This window comes from Pseudomonas oryzae, assembly GCF_900104805.1.
GTDB lineage: Bacteria > Pseudomonadota > Gammaproteobacteria > Pseudomonadales > Pseudomonadaceae > Geopseudomonas > Geopseudomonas oryzae.
The window spans coordinates 1,167,019-1,185,613 of the sequence record NZ_LT629751.1; the positions used below are offsets into that span (position 1 = coordinate 1,167,019).

An 18,595-nucleotide genomic window follows, 5' to 3' on the forward strand; every position below is an offset into this window, starting at 1 on the left:
CAACACGAATTAGGCTGAGAGTTTCCAATGTCTGACTACAAAGCGCCCCTCCGTGACATGGACTTCGTGCTCAATGAAGTCTTCGAGGTTTCCAAACTCTGGGCCGAGCTGCCGGCGCTGGCCGAGGTCGTCGACATCGACACCGCGCGCGCCATCCTCGAGGAGGCCGGCAAGGTCACCGCCGGGGTGATCGCCCCGCTGAACCGCAGCGGCGACGAGGAAGGCTGCTCCTGGCACGACGGCGAGGTGCAGACCCCGGCCGGTTTCCCCGCGGCCTGGAACACCTACGCCGAAGGCGGCTGGGTCGGCGTCGGCGGCGCGCCGGAGTTCGGCGGCATGGGCATGCCCAAGGTGCTCGGCGCCCAGGTCGAGGAGATGGTCAACTCGGCCAACCTGTCCTTCGCCCTGTACCCGATGCTGACCGCCGGCGCCTGCCTGGCGATCCTCAACCACGCCAGCGAGGAGCTCAAGGCGCAGTACCTGCCGGCCATGTACGAAGGTCGCTGGGCCGGCTCCATGTGCCTGACCGAGCCGCACGCCGGCACCGACCTCGGCATCATCCGCACCAAGGCCGAGCCGCAGGCCGACGGCAGCTACAAGGTCAGCGGCACCAAGATCTTCATCACCGGCGGCGAGCAGGATCTGTCCGAGAACATCATCCACCTGGTGCTGGCCAAGCTGCCGGACGCCCCGGCCGGTCCCAGGGGCATCTCGCTGTTCCTGGTGCCCAAGGTGCTGGTCAACGCCGACGGCTCGCTGGGCGAGCGCAACGCGGTCGCCTGCGGCTCCATCGAGCACAAGATGGGCATCAAGGCCTCGGCCACCTGCGTGATGAACTTCGACGGCGCCACCGGCTACCTGGTCGGCGAAGTGAACAAGGGCCTCAACGCCATGTTCACCATGATGAACTACGAGCGCCTGGGCGTCGGCATCCAGGGCCTGGCCCTCGGCGAGCGTTCCTACCAGAACGCCGTCGAGTACGCCCGCGAGCGCATCCAGAGCCGCGCGCCGACCGGCGCGGTGGCCAAGGACAAGGCGGCCGACCCGATCATCGTGCATCCGGACGTGCGCCGCATGCTGCTGACCATGAAGGCGCTGAACGAGGGCGGCCGCGCCTTCTCCAGCTTCGTCGCCGTGCAGCTCGACATCGCCAAGTACAGCGAGGACGCCGCTGCCCGCCAGCGCGCCGAGGAACTGGTCGCCCTGCTGACCCCGGTGGCCAAGGCCTTCCTCACCGACATGGGCCTGGAAACCACCATCCACGGCCAGCAGGTGTTCGGCGGCCACGGCTACATCCGCGAGTGGGGCCAGGAACAGCTGATCCGCGACTGCCGCATCACCCAGATCTACGAAGGTACCAACGGCATCCAGTCGCTGGACCTGATGGGCCGCAAGGTGGTCGCCAGCGGCGGCAGCTACTACCGCCACCTGTCCGCGGAGATCAACGCCTTCGTCGCCGGCGCCGACGCCGCGCTGGCCGAGTTCACCGGCCCGCTGAAGGCCGCCGTGGACAACCTCGGCGAGCTGACCGCCTGGGTGATCGACCGGGCGCAGGGCAACCCCAACGAGATCGGCGCCGCCTCGGTCGAGTACCTGCACGCCTTCGGCTACACCGTGTACGCCTACCTGTGGGCGCGCATGGCCGCCGTGGCGCTGGCCAGGCAGGGCGACGATGGCTTCTACGCCAGCAAGCTCGGCACCGCGCGCTTCTACTTCGCCCGCATCCTGCCGCGCATCCACTCGCTGAGCGCCTCGGTCAAGGCCGGCAGCGCGAGCCTGTACCTGCTGGACGCCGAGCAGTTCTGATCGTCGGCAGTCGCCACGCTGCCGTCGCCGGGAGCGTGGCGCAACCTTCCCCCAGGCACTTCCTTCCACGTTTTCCGCGCCACGGCGGTGGCTCGCGCACGCCCGTAGCGGCGCAGGCTGTCATCAAATGAAAAACGTGTGACGTGGAATGTGAAGCGCTCGAGGGGAGGGGTAATTAGTGTTCGTGGCATGGGGGGGAACGGGGCTGCGCGGATGACCGCCGCGGCCCGGGCGCGAGCCGCTCCCCTGCGTGCAGCGAAGCGAATTTTCAGAATGGCTAAGTTGGGAAAACAACCATGGCGAAGACAAAAACAATTCCGCCGGCGCAAGGTGCCTACGACTACCAACTGCTGATCAAGCGCCTGCTGCTGTCCGGCGTGCGCTACCAGCCGGACCAGGAAATCGTCTATTCCGACAAGCTGCGCTACAGCTACCGCACCCTCAACGAGCGCATCCAGCGCCTGGCCAATGCGCTGAGCGCGGCCGGCATCAAGGCCGGCGACACCGTGGCCCTGCTCGACTGGGACAGCCACCGCTCGCTGGAATGCTTCTTCGCCGTGCCGATGCTCGGCGCGGTGCTGCACACGGTGAACGTGCGCCTGTCGCCGGAGCAGATCGTCTACACCATGAACCATGCCGAGGACGACATCGTCCTGGTGCATGACGACTTCCTGCCGCTCATGGAGCAGGTCCACGGCGAGCTGCGCACCGTGAAGGGCTACGTGCAGCTCACCGAGAGCGCCGCCAAGCCGACCGGGCTGCCGGTGCTGGGCGAGTACGAGACGCTGCTGGCCGGCGCCGCCAGCCACTTCGAGTTCCCCGACTTCGACGAGAACTCGGTGGCGACCATGTTCTACACCACCGGCACCACCGGCAATCCGAAGGGCGTGTACTTCACCCATCGCCAGCTGGTGCTGCACACCCTCAACGAGCTGGGCACCTTCGCCGGCTGGGAGGGCCAGCCGCTGCTGCGTTCGAACGACGTGTACATGCCGATCACGCCGATGTTCCACGTGCACGCCTGGGGTGTGCCCTACGTGGCCACGGCGATGGGCGTCAAGCAGGTCTACCCCGGCCGCTACGAGCCGAACCAGCTGGTCCGCCTGTTCCGCGAGGAGGGGGTGACCTTCTCCCACTGCGTGCCGACCATCCTGCAGATGATGCTGGACTGCGAGCTGGGCAAGCAGACCGACTTCACCGGCTGGAAGATGCTGCTCGGCGGCAGCGCGCTGACCCTCGGCCTGGCGCGCCAGGCCAGCCAGCAGGGCATGCTCATCCATGCCGGCTACGGCATGTCCGAGACCTGCCCGCTGCTGACCCTGACCCACCTGCGCGCCGAGGATCTGGCCCTGCCGATGGACGCGCAGTTGCCGGAGCGGATCAAGACCGGCGTGCCGATCCCGCTGGTCGACCTGCGTATCGTCGACGGCGCCGGCAACGACGTGGCGCACGACGGCGTGGCGCTGGGCGAGATCGTGGTGCGCGCGCCCTGGCTGACCCAGGGCTACCTGAAGGAGCCCGAGAAGGGCGCCGAGCTGTGGGACGGCGGCTGGCTGCACACCGGCGACATGGCTTCCATCGACGCGCGCGGCGTGGTGGAGATCAAGGACCGCATCAAGGACGTGATCAAGACCGGCGGCGAGTGGATCAGCTCGCTGGAGCTGGAGAGCCTGATCAGCCAGCACGCGGCGGTCGCCTCGGTCGCCGTGGTCGGCATTCCCGATGCGCAGTGGGGCGAGCGGCCGCTGGCCCTGGTGGTCTGCGCGCCGGGCGCGAGCCTCGACCAGCGGGCCATCGAGCTGCACCTGCAGCAGTTCGTCGACAGCGGGCACATCAACAAGTGGGCGATTCCGCGGCAGATCCGCTTCGTCGCCGACATCCCCAAGACCAGCGTCGGCAAGATCAACAAGAAGCTGATCCGCGAGACCGAGCTGGCCGGCAGCGCGTGCGCTGGCTGAGCGATAGCCGGGTGACGGTCGCGGGCGGCATTGCCGCCCGGGGCCGGGCCCAGGCAGGGGCGAGCGCCTGAGACCGGTTGGACCGGCGACAGGCTTTCCTCCTCGTTCGGCGGAGGCGTTTCCAGCGAGAACCAGGGATGTCCCTGGTTTTCGCGTTCGCGCGCAAGCGTGGCAGCCGGCGCGGGCCGGCAGGGCGGCGGCGTCGGGCGCCGTCGCGGGTTTTACAGAAACGGGCAACTGGGCAACGAGGGGGTTACATGACTGATCTGTTCCGTGTGGGAGCCCTGCTGGGCGTGCTGGCTCTGCCGGCCATGGTGTGTGCGGCGCAGGAGCCGGCGGCCGCGCAGGCGTCGCGTTACGCCGCCGACGAGCAGGCGGCCAGGGCGCTGCTCGACAAGGCGGTCGCCTACTACCGCGAGGAGGGCGACAAGGCGCTGGCGGCATTCAGCCGCAAGGGGCCGTTCACCGTCGGCAACCTGTACGTGTTCGTGGTCGACGCCCAGGGCACCCTGGTGGCCAGCGGCGGGCCGTCGCTGCTGCTGGTGGGCCAGGACATCGGCGTGGCGGTCGGCGACGAGGCGCGCGCCCGGCTGATGAGCCAGGCGGCGCAGGAAGGGCAGGTCGGCGAGATCGAGTACCCGTTCAGCGACTGGAGCCTCGGCGGCGTGGTCGCCCGCAAGCACACCTTCTTCCAGCGCGTCGGCGGGCACATCCTCGCGGTCGGCTACTACATGGCCCGTGCCGAGTCCGCCCAGGCCCGGCAGCTGCTCGACCAGGCCGCCCAGGCGCTGGCCAGCCAGCCGGAGCAGGCCATCGCGGCGATCAACGCCCACGACAAGCGCTACCTGCAGGACGACCTGTACGTCTACGTCGTCGATCTGGCGAGCAAGCGCTTCGTCGCCCACGGCTTCAACCCGCGCCTGGTGGGCAGCGACTTCAGCGCGCTGACCGCGCCGGACGGCAAGGGCATCGGCCAGGCCATGCTCGACATCGCCGCGCAGCAGGGACAGGGCGAATACGATTACCTGTGGCCCAACCCGGTCACCCAGAACCACGAAGCCAAGCGTGCCTACATCCGCAAGGTCGGCAACTACATGGTGGCGGTGGGCTACTACCTGCCGGAGTGACGGCGCGCGCAGCGCTGCCAAGAGGGTAGAAAGAGACAGGGCCACCGAAGTGGCCCTGCTGGTGCGAGCGGCATCGAAGACACCGCGGCCGACAAAAATTTGCTTCGACACCGCTCGTACATGGTCGCCAGCGCAGGCTCGGCCTCGCTGGGTCAGGCGAACTGGATTGCCCCGGGCTGGCAGGCTTGCGCCAGCGCTGGGCAGCGGACGTGCAGCTCGCCGGGCGGCGAGACCTTCCGCCGCCGCAGCCGTGGTCGGCCAGCGGCGCCTGCACGTCGGAATCGACCATAGCAACTTCGCTTTCGCCGCAGAACAGGCGTGCCGCCTTGCCGTCGCGACTGAATACGCCGATGCCGCTCCCATACACGTGGCGCTCGGCCGTGGCCCCGCTCCCGGCCGGCCAGAGCCGTTCCAGGAGGGGATCGCCCGCCGGTGTCCGCCGGCGGGCGATCTTCGTCAGACTTCGACCGCCTTGACCATGTCCTCGACCACCTTCTTGGCGTCGCCGAACACCATCATGGTCTTGTCCATGTAGAACAGCTCGTTGTCCAGGCCGGCATAGCCGCTGGCCATCGAGCGCTTGTTGACGATCACGGTACGCGCCTTGTAGGCGTCGAGGATCGGCATACCGGCGATCGGCGACTTCGGATCGGTCTTCGCCGCCGGGTTGACCACGTCGTTGGCGCCGAGCACCAGCACCACGTCGGCCTGGCCGAACTCGGGGTTGATGTCCTCCATCTCGTGCACCTGCTCGTAGGGCACCTCGGCCTCGGCCAGCAGCACGTTCATGTGCCCCGGCATGCGCCCGGCCACCGGGTGGATGGCGTACTTCACCGTCACCCCGCGGTGGGTCAGCTTCTCGGTCAGCTCCATCAGCGCGTGCTGGGCACGGGCCACGGCGAGACCATAGCCGGGGACGATGATCACGCTGTCGGCGTTGCCGAGCAGGAAGGCGGCGTCGTCGGCCGAGCCGGACTTCACCGGGCGCTGCTCCTGGCCGCCGGTCACGGCGGCGCCGGCTTCGGCGCCGAAGCCGCCGAGGATCACGTTGAAGAACGAGCGGTTCATCGCCTTGCACATGATGTAGGAGAGGATCGCGCCGCTCGAACCGACCAAGGAGCCGGCGACGATCAGCATCGAGTTGTTCAGCGAGAAGCCGATGCCGGCGGCTGCCCAGCCCGAGTAGCTGTTGAGCATCGACACCACCACCGGCATGTCGGCGCCGCCGATCGGGATGATGATCAGCACGCCGATGACGAAGGCCAGCGCCACCAGCACGGCGAAGGCGGTCAGGTCACCGCTGAAGGTGAAGGCCAGGCCGAGGCCGACGATGGCCAGGCCGAAGGCCAGGTTCAGCCAGTGCTGGCCGGCGAAGGTCACCGGCGCACCCTGGAACAGGCGGAACTTGTACTTGCCCGACAGCTTGCCGAAGGCGATCACCGAGCCGGAGAAGGTGATGGCGCCGATGGCCGCGCCGAGGAACAGCTCCAGGCGGTTGCCGGCCGGGATCGGCTCGCCGAGGGCGGCGACGATGCCCAGCGACTGCGGCTCGACCACGGCCGCCACGGCGATGAATACCGCGGCCAGGCCGATCATGCTGTGCATGAAGGCGACCAGCTCGGGCATCTTGGTCATCTCCACGCGCTTGGCCATGATGGTGCCGGCCGTGCCGCCGAGCAGCAGGCCGAGGACCACGTAGCCGATGCCGGCGCCTTCGCCCATCTGCGCGCCGAGCTTGTAGATCAGGCCGACGGTGGTGAGCACGGCGATGGCCATGCCGACCATGCCGAACAGGTTGCCCCGGCGCGAGCTGGTCGGGTGCGAGAGGCCCTTGAGCGCCTGGATGAAGCAGACGGACGCCACCAGGTAGAGGGCGGTGATCAGGTTCATGCTCATCTCAGTGCGCCTCCGCCTTGGCCGGCTTGTCTTTCTTCTTGAACATTTCCAGCATGCGCCGGGTGACCAGGAAGCCGCCGAACACGTTGACCGCGGCCAGCGCCACGGCCAGGGTGCCCATGGTCTTGCCCAGGCCGGTTTCGGTCAGCGCGGCGGCCAGCATGGCGCCGACGATGACGATGGCGGAAATGGCGTTGGTCACCGCCATCAGCGGGGTGTGCAGGGCGGGGGTGACGTTCCACACCACGTGGTAGCCGACGTAGATCGCCAGCACGAAGATGATCAGGTTGTAGAGACCGTCGGAGATCGGGTCCATGGCAGTGTCCTTAGGCGGTGGCTTTGGGGGCGGAAGCGGCGGAAGCAGCAGGAGTCGCGGGGGCCGAGGGAGCGGCAGCGCCGCCATTGACCCGCACCAGTTGGCCGCCCTCGCACATCAGGCAGGCGGCGACGATGTCGTCTTCGCGGTTGAGCTGGAACTTGCCGTCCTTGTCGAGGACCAGCTTGAGGAAATCCAGCAGGTTGCGCGCGTAGAGGGCCGAGGCGTCGGCCGGCACCAGCGCCGGCAGGTTGGTATGGCCGACCAGGGTCACGCCGTGCTTGACCACCACCTCGCCGGGCACGGTCAGCGGGCAGTTGCCGCCCTGGGCGGCGGCCAGGTCGATGACCACCGAGCCGGGCTTCATCGCCGCCACCGTGGCCTCGTGCAGCAGGGTCGGCGCCAGACGGCCGGGGATCAGCGCGGTGGTGATGACGATGTCGGCCTGCCTGGCGCGCTCGTGCACGGCCTTGGCCTGGCGCTCCATCCAGGATTTCGGCATCGGCCGCGCGTAGCCGCCGACGCCCTGGGCGCACTCGCGCTCTTCATCCGTTTCGTAGGGCACGTCGACGAACTTGGCGCCGAGCGATTCCACCTGCTCCTTGACCGCCGGACGCACGTCCGAGGCCTCGATCACCGCGCCCAGGCGCTTGGCGGTGGCGATCGCCTGCAGGCCGGCGACGCCGGCGCCGAGCACCAGCACGCGGGCGGCCTTCACCGTACCGGCGGCGGTCATCAGCATCGGCATGAAGCGCGGGTAGTGGTTGGCGGCGAGCATCACCGCCTTGTAGCCGGCGATGTTGGCCTGCGACGACAGCACGTCGAGGCTCTGCGCGCGCGAGGTGCGCGGCGCGGCCTCGAGGGCGAAGGCGGTGATGCCGCGGTCGGTCATGCGCACCAGGTTGGCGGTGTCGAACGGGTTGAGCATGCCGACCAGCACGGCGCCGGGCTGCATCAGCGCCAGCTCGTCAGCACTGGGCGCGACGACCTTGAGCACCAGGCCAGCGCCGAAGGCTTCGGCGGCCGAGCCGATGCGCGCACCGGCGGCGACATAGGCGTCGTCGGGGACGCTGGCAGCAATACCGGCGCCGGACTGGACGACGACCTGATGGCCCTGGCCGACGAGTTTCTTCACCGTTTCCGGCGTGGCGGCCACGCGGGTTTCGCCGGCGTGGGTTTCGCGGGGGACTCCAACCTGCATTTCATCTCCTAAAGGTAGGTCAAGCAGCGCGCCCGACCGCCTGGCAGTTGGCAAGGCGCGCGCGGCAAGTGCCTCCCGCTCCGCGAGCGGTTCGGGAGGATGGGGGCGATGGCTGGCAGGTTATTGAATAACTGCCGGCGCTATCGATGCAGCGTTGAAAACGACCTCGGCTGCTTCGCTGGCGCGTTTCAACGGCCCGTCGGATCACATGTTGGGATAGGTGGGTCCGCCGGTTCCCTCCGGAGTCACCCAGGTGATGTTCTGCGCCGGGTCCTTGATGTCGCAGGTCTTGCAGTGCACGCAGTTCTGCGCGTTGATCTGGAACTTCTTCTCGCCGTTTTCCTGGGTGACGATCTCGTACACCCCGGCCGGGCAGTAGCGCTGCGCCGGCTCGTCGTACAGCGGCAGGTTCTTCGCCAGCGGGATCGAGGCGTCGGCCAGCCTCAGGTGGCAGGGCTGGTCTTCCTCGTGGTTGGTGTTGGAGAGGAACACCGAGGACAGCTTGTCGAAGCTGAGCTTGCCGTCCGGCTTGGGATAGTCGATGCGCTGGGACTGGGCGGCCGGCTTCAGGCAGGCATGGTCCGGCTTATTGTCGTGCAGGGTGAGCGGGATCTTGCCGCCGAACAGGTTCTGGTCGACGAAGTTGAACGCGCCGCCGAGGATGGCGCCGAACTTGTGGATTGCCGCGCCGAAGTTGCGGCTGCGGAACAGCTCGTCGTACAGCCAGCTGTCCTCGAAGGCCTTGACGTACTCGTGCAGCTCGTCGCCGCCCTCGCGACCGGCGGCCAGCGCCTCGACGATCGCCTCGGCGGCCAGCATGCCGGACTTCATCGCGGTGTGGCTGCCCTTGATCTTGGCGAAGTTGAGGGTGCCGGCGTCGCAGCCGATCAGCGCGCCGCCGGGGAAGACCAGCTTGGGCAGCGAGTTGAGGCCGCCCTTGCAGATCGCGCGGGCGCCGTAGGCGATGCGCTTGCCGCCCTCCAGGTACTGCCTGATCACCGGGTGGTGCTTGTAGCGCTGGAACTCGTCGAACGGCGACAGGTAGGGGTTGCTGTAGGACAGGTCGACGATCAGGCCGACCACCACCTGGTGGTTTTCCAGGTGGTAGAGGAAGGAGCCGCCCGGGTTGTCGTCGTTCAGCGGCCAGCCGGCGGTGTGCACCACCAGGCCCGGCTCGTGTTTGGCCGGATCGATCTCCCACAGTTCCTTGATGCCGATGCCGTAGTGCTGGGCGTCGGCCTTGGCGTCCAACTGGTACTTCGCGATCAGCTGCTTGCCGATATGGCCGCGGCAGCCCTCGGCGAACAGGGTGTACCTGGCGCGCAGCTCCATGCCCGGGGTGTACAGGCCTTCCTTGGGGTTGCCCTCGTGATCGACGCCGAGATCGCCGGTGACGATGCCGCGCACCACGCCCTTGTCGTCGATCAGCGCTTCCTGGGCGGCGAAGCCCGGGTAGATCTCGACGCCGAGGTTCTCGGCCTGTTGGGCCAGCCAGCGGCACAGGTTGCCGAGGGAGATGATGTAGTTGCCTTCGTTGTGCATGGTCCTGGGCACGGCGAAGTCGGGGATCTTGCTGGCGGCGGAGTCGTTCTTCAGCAGATAGATGTCGTCGCGCTTGACCGGGGTGTTGAGCGGCGCGCCGAGGGCCTGCCAGTCGGGGAACAGTTCATCGAGCGCGCGTGGCTCGAACACCGCGCCGGAGAGGATGTGGGCGCCGACTTCGGAGCCTTTCTCCACCACGCAGACGCTGAGCTCCTGGCCGGCTTCGGCGGCCTTCTGCTTCAGACGGCAGGCGGCGGACAGGCCGGCAGGGCCCGCTCCGACGATGACCACGTCGAATTCCATGTATTCGCGTTGCATGTGTTGTTGTCCTCGCAACTCTTCGCGGCAGGGGCAGGCAAAAAAAAGGGCAACCCCGGGGTTGCCCATGCCCTCAATGTCCTCTGCCTGTACCTGGGGGCCAATGCGCTGCTCGCGCAACGGGGTGTGGAATCAGCCGAGCTGTCAGCCGAGCTGGGCGCTCAGCTCGGGAATGGCCTCGAACAGGTCGGCGACCAGGCCGTAGTCGGCGACCTGGAAGATCGGCGCCTCCTCGTCCTTGTTGATCGCCACGATCACCCTGGAGTCCTTCATGCCGGCCAGATGCTGGATCGCCCCGGAAATGCCGACGGCGACGTACAGCTGCGGCGCAACGATCTTGCCGGTCTGCCCCACCTGCAGGTCGTTGGGCACGAAGCCGGCGTCGACGGCGGCGCGCGAGGCACCCACGGCGGCGCCGAGCTTGTCGGCCAGGCCGTAGAGCAGGGCGAAGTTGTCGCCGTTCTGCATGCCGCGCCCGCCGGAGATCACCACCTTGGCGGCGGTCAGCTCGGGGCGTTCGGACTTGGCCAGCTCCTCACCGACGAAGCTGGACACGCCGGCATCGCAGGATGCGCCGACGGCTTCGATGCTCGCGCTGCCGCCCTCGGCGGCCACCGCGTCGAAGCCGGTGCCGCGCACGGTGATCACCTTGACCGCCGCACTCGACTGCACGGTGGCGATGGCGTTGCCGGCGTAGATCGGCCGCTGGAAGGTGTCGGCGGAAACCACCTTGACGATCTCGGAGATCTGCTCGACGTCGAGCAGCGCGGCGACGCGCGGCAGGTAGTTCTTGCCGTTGGTGGTGGCCGGCGCCAGCACGTGGCTGTAGCCGCTCCGCGCCAGCTCGACGATCAGCGGCGCGAGGTTTTCCGGCAACTGGTGGGCGTAGGCCGGGGCGTCGGCGCGCAGCACCTTGGCCACGCCGGCGACCTGGGCCGCGGCTTCGGCGACCGCGCCGCAGCCTTGGCCGGCGACCAGCACATGGATGTCGCCACCGATCTGGCTGGCGGCGGCCACGGTATTGAGGGTGGCGGCAGCCAGGGCACTGTTGTTGTGTTCAGCGATTACCAGGATTGCCATCTCAGATCACCTTCGCTTCGTTCTGCAGTTTCTCGACCAGCTCGGCCACCGACTTGACCTTGATCCCGGCGCTGCGCGCGGCCGGGGCCTCGACCTTGAGCACCTTGACGCTGGAGGCGGTGGACACGCCGAGAGCATCCGGAGTCAGTACGTCGAGCGGCTTCTTCTTGGCCTTCATGATGTTGGGCAGCGAGGCGTAGCGCGGCTCGTTGAGGCGCAGGTCGGTGGTGACGATGGCCGGCAGTTTCAGTGAAACGGTCTGCAGACCGCCGTCGATCTCGCGGGTGACGTTGACCTTGTCGCCGGCCACCTCGACCTTGGAGGCGAAGGTGCCCTGGGCGAAGCCGGTCAGCGCGGCGAGCATCTGCCCGGTCTGGTTGTTGTCGCTGTCGATGGCCTGCTTGCCGGTGATCACCAGCTGCGGCTGTTCCTTGTCGACCACCGCCTTGAGCAGCTTGGCGACGGCCAGCGAGCCCAGCTCGTCATTGGCCTCGACCAGCACGGCGCGGTCGGCGCCGAGGGCCAGGGCGGTGCGCAGTTGCTCCTGGGCGGCGCTCGGACCGACCGAGACCACGACGACCTCAGAGGCGATGCCCTTTTCCTTGAGGCGTACCGCTTCTTCCACGGCGATCTCGCAGAAGGGGTTCATGGCCATCTTGACGTTGGCCAGGTCGACGCCGGAATTGTCCGCCTTGACCCGGACCTTGACGTTGTAGTCGACCACGCGCTTTACCGCGACCAGTACTTTCATGTCGGTTTCCTCTCTCAGATGCGCTCGAAGACCGCGGCGATGCCCTGGCCGCCGCCGATGCACATGGTCACCAGGGCGTAGCGGCCGCCGGTGCGCTCGAGCTCGTAGAGGGCCTTGAGGGTGATGATGGTGCCGGTGGCGCCGATCGGGTGGCCGAGGGAGATGCCCGAGCCGTTGGGGTTGACCTTGGCCGGGTCGAGGCCGAGTACCTGGGTGACGGCGCAGGCCTGGGCGGCGAACGCCTCGTTGGCCTCGACCACGTCGATGTCGGCGATGGCGAGACCGGCGCGCTCCAGGGCCAGCTTGGAAGCCGGGACCGGGCCGATGCCCATGTGCATCGGGTCGACGCCGGCCAGGGCGTAGGACAGCATGCGCGCCATCGGCTTGAGGCCGCGGCGCTCGGCGGTGGCGCGCTCCATCAGCACCACGGCGGCGGCGCCGTCGTTGAGGCTGGAGGCGTTGCCCGGGGTCACGGTGCCGTCGTTGCGCTCGAAGGCCGGCTTGAGCTTGCTCAGCTCCTCGATGGTCACGTTGTCGCGCACGTGCTCGTCGGTGTCGAACACCACCTCGCCACGGCGGGTCTTCAGGGTGATCGGCAGGATCTGCTCCTTGAAGCGGCCCTCGGCGATGGCCTGGGCGGCGCGGCGGTGCGATTCCACCGCCAGCTCGTCCTGCGCCTCGCGGGAGATGGCGTAGGTGCGGCGCACGTTCTCGGCGGTGATGCCCATGTGCACCTTGTGCATCGGGTCGGTCAGCGCGCCGATCAGCATGTCGGTCATGCCGGTGTCGCCCATGCGCGCGCCGAAGCGCATCGCCGAGGAGGAGTAGGGCGCGCGGCTCATCATGTCGACGCCGCCGGCCAGGGCGATGTCGGCGTCGCCGAGCAGGATGCCCTGGGCGGCGGTGACGATGGCCTGCAGGCCCGAGCCGCACAGGCGGTTGACGGTCAGCGCGGTGGAGTTCTCGCTGACGCCGCTCTTCAGGGCGACCACGCGGGAGATGTACATGTCGGCCGGTTCGGTGTGGATGACGTTGCCGAACACCACCTGGTCGACCTCGTTGCCGCCGACCTCGGCGCGCTGCAGGGCCTCGCGGGCAACCATGGCGCCCAGGTCGCCGGGGGCGAAGTCCTTGAGGCTGCCGCCGAAATCGCCGATTGCCGTACGGACGCCGCTGACGATCACTACTTCACGCTGATTCATGGGGGATATCCTTGTTTTTATGCAGAAAATGGCTGGTTAGTCTTTGCTGATGCGGGTCTTGCCGGCGGCGACCAGTTGCTCGAGCAGGGCCGCGGGCTGGAACCACTGCTCGCCGTAGGCGCCGAGCTGCGCGCGGTACTGGCGGATGCCGGCCAGCACGCGCTCGAGGCCGAGGTGCTCGGCGTAGTGCAGCGGGCCGCCCAGCCAGGTGGGGAAGCCGTAGCCGCAGGTCCATACCAGGTCGATGTCGCCGGCGCGCAGGGCGATGCCTTCGTCGAGGATCTGGATGCCTTCGTTGATCAGCATGAACAGGCAGCGATCGTGGATTTCCTGGTCGCTGATCGCGCGGCGCTGGATACCCAGCTCGGCTGCCAGGCGCTCGGCCATGGCCAGCACTTCCGGGTCGTCCTGCCGCTCGCGGCCTTCGTAGATGTACATGCCGCGGCCGGTCTTCTGGCCCAGACGGCCGAGGGCGTAGAGCTCGTCGGCCAGGCGGTAGTAGCTGGGGTCGCTGGCCAGCGCCTCGCGCAGCGGCGTGCGGATCAGGTAGCCGACGTCGATGCCGACCAGGTCGTACATGCTCAGCACACCCATGGCCAGGCCGAGGTCGGTCAGCACGCGGTCGATCTGCGCCGGGGTGGCGCCTTCCAGCAGCAGGCGGTGCGCCTCGCGGGCGTAGGGCTCGAGCATGCGGTTGCCGATGAAGCCGTAGCACACCCCGGAAACCACCGGCAGCTTGCCGATCTGCTTGCCCAGCTTGAGCGCGGTGGCCAGCACGTCGAGGGCGGTCTCCTTGCCGCGCACCACTTCCAGCAGGCGCATGACGTTGGCCGGGCTGAAGAAGTGCAGGCCGATCACGTCCTGCGGGCGGCGGGTGAAGGCGGCGATCCGGTCGACGTCGAGGGTCGAGGTGTTGGTGGCGAGGATGGCGCCGGGCTTGCACACCTCGTCGAGGGTGGCGAACACCTGGCGCTTGACCTCCATGCTCTCGAACACCGCCTCGATCACCAGGTCGGCGTCGGCCAGGTCGGCGTAGTCGAGGGTGCCGGCCAGCAGGGCCATGCGCTGCTCGACCTGGTCCTGGGTCAGCTTGCCGCGCTTGGCGGTGATCTCGTAGTTCTTGCGGATCTGCGCCAGGCCGCGGTCCAGCGCCTCGCGCTTCTGCTCGAGCAGCACCACCGGCATGCCGATGTTGGCGAAGTTCATGGCGATGCCGCCGCCCATGGTGCCGGCGCCGATCACCGCGACCTTGCGGATGGTGCGCAGCGGCAGGGAGGCGTCGATGCCCGGCACCTTGCCGGCCTCGCGCTCGGCGAAGAACAGGTGGCGCAGGGCCTTGGACTGCGGCGAGTCCATGGCTTCCATGAACAGCTCCTGCTCGCGGGCCAGGCCCACTGCCTGCGGCTGCTCGCAGGCGATGCGCACCGCCTCCAGCGCCAGGTGCGGGGCGAGCTGGCCCTTCCACTGGGCGCTCTTTTTGGCGGTGTAGTCGACGAAGAAGTTGTCCGGCAGGGCGACGCCCGGCTCCGCATGCGGGTAGGCCGGCTGGGCCGGGGCGCCCGCCTGCAGCAGTTCGCGGGCGTAGGCGCGGGCGGCGTCGAGCAGGTCGTCGGCCGAGGCGGCCAGGCGCTCGACCAGGCCCAGCTCGAGGGCGCGTTCGGCGCGCAGCGGCTGGCCGGAGAGGATGGTTTCCAGCGCGGCTTCGGCGCCGATCAGGCGCGGCAGGCGCTGGGTGCCGCCGGCACCGGGCAACAGGCCGAGGGTGATTTCCGGCAGGCCCAGGCGCGCCTTCGGCTCGCCGATGCGGTAGCCGCAGGCCAGGGCCAGCTCCAGGCCACCGCCCAGGGCCAGGCCGCCGATGGCGGCGACCATCGGCTTGCGGCTGGCGGCCAGCTCGATGAGCAGCTCGGGCAGGCACGGGCTGGCGGTGAAGTCGGCGCCGCCGAACTCGGCGATGTCGGCGCCGGCGCAGAACGGCAGACCGCGACCGTAGACGACCATGGCCTTGACCGCCGGATCGGCGCTGGCCTGGCGGAAGGCGGCCTGCAGCTCCTGGCGCAGGGTGAGACCGAGGGCATTGACCGGGGCGCGCGACAGGCCGATCAGGGCCAGCTCGTTGTCCAGGGAATAGTCGATCAGGGAGTACATGGCAGACCTCTGTCGGGTTGGCCGGCCCGCATGGCAGGCGGGCTGGCTGAGTAGAAAAAACCGCCTGGGAGGGTTGAGGCGGCCGGGCAAGGCCCCGGCGGAGGGTGACCAGGACCGCCGGAGCTGTTCAGGCTCTCAGGCCCGGTAAACGTGGTCGGGAATATCCATCGGGATGGCGCCGGACTCGTGACGCGAACGCACGAGGCAGACGGCAGGCCGGCATGGCGACGGCCGGATGGCGATGCGGCGCACAGGTGCGGAGTTGGCTGGCATGCGGTTCCCCTCGTTGTTGTTGTGCAGGGAGATCGGATGCCTGAATTTTTAGCAAGCCGCCCGCGCGGCGCGCTTCGAACCGCGGGTGGATTTGCGGGTGGAGTAGGGTGGAAGAGCGGGTGGAACTTGGGACGGCAGGTTGGCGGGCCGCTGGTGGGCAGCGCGATTAGCGTAGGAGCCAGCTTGCCGGCGATGCTCCTCCGGGCAAGCATCGCCGGCAAGCCGGCTCCAGGGGCCTCAGGCCTCAGTCGAGCAGACGCAACTCGCGCGCGGCACGCAGCGCGGCGTCGCGGTCGGTGACGTCGAGCTTGCGGAACAGGTTGTTGATGTGGGTCTTCACCGTGCTCAGGCTGACGAACAGGCCGTCGGCGAGCTGCTGGTTGCTCTGCCCGCGCGCCATGCGCCGCAGCACGTCCAGTTCGCGGCGGGTCAGCGGTTCGAGCAGCGCCTGGGCGGCGCCTTCGCCGCCGCTGCCGAGGCCGGCCAGCAGTGCGGCGAGCTGCTCGCGGGGCGGCAGCGGGCGCTCCAGGCCAGCCTGGCGCCGGGTCTGCGGCTGCAGCAGCTGGCGGAATAGCTCGTTCAGCTCGCGGCCCTCGTGGTGCAGCAGCTGGGTGAAACCATGGGTTGCGGCCAGTTGCAGGGCCTCGTCGAGGCAGGCGAGGGCGGCGTTCTGTTCGCCACGGTCACGCTGCAGCGCAGCTTCGAGCAGCCACAGGTCGAGCTGCAGGCGACGGTTGTGCTCGGCCTCGGCCTGTTCGCGCAGGTTGGTGAGGATCTGCCGGGCCATTCCTGGCTGGCCGAGGTGACGCTGCACCCAGGCGTAGGCCAACCATTCGTCCGGTGTCAGGTCCTCGCCATACTGGCGCTGGCACCAGTGCCACTCCTCGAGCCAGGCGAGGATGAAGTCCTGGTCACGCTCGCGCACCGCCAGGCGCGCACGCCAGGCGCCGGCCAGGCGGTACAGCGCGAACTGGCGGAACTGGCGGGCCAGGCGGCGCGCTTCGTCCCAGCGGGCCTGCGCCTTGCCGGCATCGCCCGTGGCGTCGCACAGGCAGGCCTGGTGATGCAGCACGCGGACCAGGGCGGCGGAGTGGGGAAAGCCCAACGCCAGGGTTTCCGCCTTGGCCAGGCGTTGCCTGGCTTGTTCCAGATGCCCTTGCTGAACGAACACCAGCCCCAGGCCGAGGTGGTGGAACAGTTCGTAGAAGTTGCGCGAGGCGGTGGCCGGCGACTTGCGCTCCAGGGCCAGAAAGCGGCGCAGGGCCGCCTCGCTGTCGCCCTCGGCCAGTTCGATCTGCCCCAGCAGCAAATGGGGAATGTTGGCGAAGCCGCTGAAACCGAACTCATCGAGCTCGCTCAGTGCCTGCTCCACGTCCTGGCGGGCGGCGGCGAGCTGGCCCAGGTGGAACAGGCAGCGGGAGCGGTTGAAACGCAGCACCGAGGCGGCGGCATTGCGCTGTGGGTAGCGCTGCAGTGCCTGGCCGGCCAGCTCCATGCCGTGGCGCAGGTTGCCGCCGAGCAGCGCCAGCAGGGTGCGCAGGTAGGCGATGGTCTGTTGCACCCGCTCGGGATTGCGCGTCACGCCCTGGCGCTGCAGCAGTTGCAGGCGCTGGATGCAGGCCTGGGTGCGGGCGATGTCGTTGGTGACCATGACGATGGAGGCTTCGCTGATCGCCAGGGTGAAATGGTCGTTGCCGGTCTGGCCGTTGACCTCGACCTGGTTGAGCAGGTCGACCAGCGCGTTGACCTGGCCGTCGCGCAGCAGGTCGAAGGTGTGCCGCTCGGCAGTGGCGAGCACGGCGTTGAAGTCGCGGGCGCGGCCGTACTGGTGGATGGCTTCCGAATAGCGGCGCTGTTCGAGCAGCCAGCTCGCCGCTTGCTGGTGCAGCTGCTGGAGCAGCTGCGGGGCGCGCTGCTGCAGGCGCTGGTAGAGCACCTCGCGCAGCACGGTGTGGTAGCGGTATTCGGCGCGCGCGCCGGGGCGCTGCTCGATGAACAGGTCGCGGCGCAGTGCCTGGCTGATCAGCGGGCGGCTGTCGGCATGGCCGCCGAGCAGGTTGGCCAGCGCCGGCTCGAAGGTCTGCACCACCGAGGTGCGCTCCATGAAGTCGAGCAGCTCGGCGGGCAGCCCGGCCAGCACTTCCTCACCGAGGAAATCGACCACGTAGGTGTAGGCCTGGCGGGTCACCCCGCGCAGCAGTTCGGGCTGGGTGCCGGTCGGCGCCAGCTCGCGGTGGGCGGTGAACCAGAACAGCAGACCGGTGATCCAGCCCTCGCTGCCGGCGCGCAGCTGGTAGAGCGCGTCGGAGTCCAGCCTGGCGCCACGCAGGCTGGCCAGCTGGCGGATTTCCTCGCTGTCCACGCCCAGCTCGCGGGCGTCGATGATTGCCAGGCGCTCGTCGCGGCGCAGGTGGTTGATGGCCAGCTCCGGGGCACCCTCGCTGGCGGCCAGCACCTGCAGGCCGGGCGGGCCGTAGCGCAGCAGCTGGTCGAGATAGCGGCGGGCGCGCTCGGCGCGCAGCAGGTGCAGGTCGTCGAGGATCAGGGTGAAGCCGTCGCTCTGCTGTTCCAGGCGCTGCAGCACCGCGCCCCACAGGCGGGGCTCGTCGGCGGGCATCAGGCCGTGTTCGGGGGCGGGCAGGCCGAGGGCGGCGCCCAGGTGCAGCAGCAGGTGCAGCGGCTGGTTGTCGGTGCGGTCCAGGCGATACCAGGCCCAGGGCGTCTGCAGGCTGGCGGCGTACTGGGCGAGCAGGGTGGTCTTGCCATAGCCGAGCGGGGCGCTGAGCAGGATCAGCCGGCAGCCGCGCGTGGCGGCGTCCTGCAGGTGCTGGAGCAGACGCGGACGGGGCAGAGCCTTGTCGGGCAGGGGCAGTGGGCGGAGTTGGCTCGGATTGACGAGGGGGGAAGCCATCGGAGGCCTTCTGTTGTTGTTCACGGCGTGGTTGCCCGTGAAGGTAGCAGATCGCGGCCGTGGGGG

The 18,595-nt window shown here is 68.8% G+C and carries 12 protein-coding genes; 3 read left to right on the forward strand and 9 right to left on the reverse strand.

Features of this window, described 5'->3' with window-relative positions; translation table 11 throughout:
- The first annotated feature begins 27 nt into the window (after positions 1–27).
- The 3 genes from BLT78_RS05320 (at position 28) to BLT78_RS05330 (ending at position 4,891) form a co-directional block, all read left to right on the forward strand.
- The gene (locus BLT78_RS05320; RefSeq protein ID WP_090347965.1) at positions 28–1,806 is read left to right on the forward strand and encodes an acyl-CoA dehydrogenase C-terminal domain-containing protein; all 1,779 of its coding nucleotides are present in this window, start codon (positions 28–30) and stop codon (positions 1,804–1,806) included.
- Positions 1,807–2,102: 296 nt separating this feature from the next.
- Complete coding sequence (locus tag BLT78_RS05325) at positions 2,103–3,764, forward strand: fatty acid--CoA ligase (RefSeq protein ID WP_090347966.1); 1,662 nt, start codon at positions 2,103–2,105, stop codon at positions 3,762–3,764.
- Between the two features lie 257 nt (positions 3,765–4,021).
- Positions 4,022–4,891, forward strand: coding sequence for a cache domain-containing protein (locus tag BLT78_RS05330; RefSeq protein ID WP_231975712.1), 870 nt, complete (start codon positions 4,022–4,024; stop codon positions 4,889–4,891).
- A gap of 456 nt (positions 4,892–5,347) precedes the next feature.
- Here BLT78_RS05330 and BLT78_RS05335 read toward each other — a convergent pair whose 3' ends face one another.
- The 9 genes from BLT78_RS05335 to BLT78_RS05375 form a co-directional block, all read right to left on the reverse strand.
- Positions 5,348–6,787, reverse strand: a complete 1,440-nt coding sequence (locus BLT78_RS05335; protein ID WP_090347967.1) for an NAD(P)(+) transhydrogenase (Re/Si-specific) subunit beta — start codon at positions 6,785–6,787, stop codon at positions 5,348–5,350.
- Position 6,788: 1 nt separating this feature from the next.
- Positions 6,789–7,103, reverse strand: coding sequence for an NAD(P) transhydrogenase subunit alpha (locus BLT78_RS05340; protein WP_041506114.1), 315 nt, complete (start codon positions 7,101–7,103; stop codon positions 6,789–6,791).
- A 10-nt stretch (positions 7,104–7,113) separates the two neighbouring features.
- Entirely contained in the window at positions 7,114–8,304 is a 1,191-nt protein-coding gene (locus tag BLT78_RS05345; RefSeq protein WP_090347968.1) for a Re/Si-specific NAD(P)(+) transhydrogenase subunit alpha, read from the reverse strand.
- Positions 8,305–8,508: 204 nt separating this feature from the next.
- Positions 8,509–10,233 (reverse strand): electron transfer flavoprotein-ubiquinone oxidoreductase, encoded by a 1,725-nt coding sequence (locus tag BLT78_RS05350; RefSeq protein ID WP_408003093.1) that lies wholly within the window; start codon positions 10,231–10,233, stop codon positions 8,509–8,511.
- A 75-nt stretch (positions 10,234–10,308) separates the two neighbouring features.
- Entirely contained in the window at positions 10,309–11,244 is a 936-nt protein-coding gene (locus BLT78_RS05355; protein ID WP_090347970.1) for an electron transfer flavoprotein subunit alpha/FixB family protein, read from the reverse strand.
- A gap of 1 nt (position 11,245) precedes the next feature.
- The gene (locus BLT78_RS05360) at positions 11,246–11,995 is read right to left on the reverse strand and encodes an electron transfer flavoprotein subunit beta/FixA family protein (RefSeq protein WP_090347971.1); all 750 of its coding nucleotides are present in this window, start codon (positions 11,993–11,995) and stop codon (positions 11,246–11,248) included.
- 14 nt (positions 11,996–12,009) lie between these two features.
- Positions 12,010–13,197 (reverse strand): acetyl-CoA C-acyltransferase family protein, encoded by a 1,188-nt coding sequence (locus tag BLT78_RS05365; protein ID WP_090347972.1) that lies wholly within the window; start codon positions 13,195–13,197, stop codon positions 12,010–12,012.
- A gap of 36 nt (positions 13,198–13,233) precedes the next feature.
- Positions 13,234–15,345, reverse strand: a complete 2,112-nt coding sequence (locus BLT78_RS05370) for a 3-hydroxyacyl-CoA dehydrogenase NAD-binding domain-containing protein (RefSeq protein WP_090347973.1) — start codon at positions 15,343–15,345, stop codon at positions 13,234–13,236.
- A gap of 517 nt (positions 15,346–15,862) precedes the next feature.
- Entirely contained in the window at positions 15,863–18,529 is a 2,667-nt protein-coding gene (locus tag BLT78_RS05375; RefSeq protein WP_090347974.1) for a LuxR C-terminal-related transcriptional regulator, read from the reverse strand.
- Positions 18,530–18,595: the final 66 nt, after the last annotated feature.

Coding starts and splice junctions, on each gene's coding strand:
- BLT78_RS05320 (WP_090347965.1), top strand. CDS start 28: ATGTCTGACTACAAAGCGCCCCTCCGTGACATGGACTTCGTGCTCAAT.
- BLT78_RS05325 (WP_090347966.1), top strand. CDS start 2,103: ATGGCGAAGACAAAAACAATTCCGCCGGCGCAAGGTGCCTACGACTAC.
- BLT78_RS05330 (WP_231975712.1), top strand. CDS start 4,022: ATGACTGATCTGTTCCGTGTGGGAGCCCTGCTGGGCGTGCTGGCTCTG.
- BLT78_RS05335 (WP_090347967.1), bottom strand. CDS start 6,787: ATGAGCATGAACCTGATCACCGCCCTCTACCTGGTGGCGTCCGTCTGC.
- BLT78_RS05340 (WP_041506114.1), bottom strand. CDS start 7,103: ATGGACCCGATCTCCGACGGTCTCTACAACCTGATCATCTTCGTGCTG.
- BLT78_RS05345 (WP_090347968.1), bottom strand. CDS start 8,304: ATGCAGGTTGGAGTCCCCCGCGAAACCCACGCCGGCGAAACCCGCGTG.
- BLT78_RS05350 (WP_408003093.1), bottom strand. CDS start 10,233: ATGGGCAACCCCGGGGTTGCCCTTTTTTTTGCCTGCCCCTGCCGCGAA.
- BLT78_RS05355 (WP_090347970.1), bottom strand. CDS start 11,244: ATGGCAATCCTGGTAATCGCTGAACACAACAACAGTGCCCTGGCTGCC.
- BLT78_RS05360 (WP_090347971.1), bottom strand. CDS start 11,995: ATGAAAGTACTGGTCGCGGTAAAGCGCGTGGTCGACTACAACGTCAAG.
- BLT78_RS05365 (WP_090347972.1), bottom strand. CDS start 13,197: ATGAATCAGCGTGAAGTAGTGATCGTCAGCGGCGTCCGTACGGCAATC.
- BLT78_RS05370 (WP_090347973.1), bottom strand. CDS start 15,345: ATGTACTCCCTGATCGACTATTCCCTGGACAACGAGCTGGCCCTGATC.
- BLT78_RS05375 (WP_090347974.1), bottom strand. CDS start 18,529: ATGGCTTCCCCCCTCGTCAATCCGAGCCAACTCCGCCCACTGCCCCTG.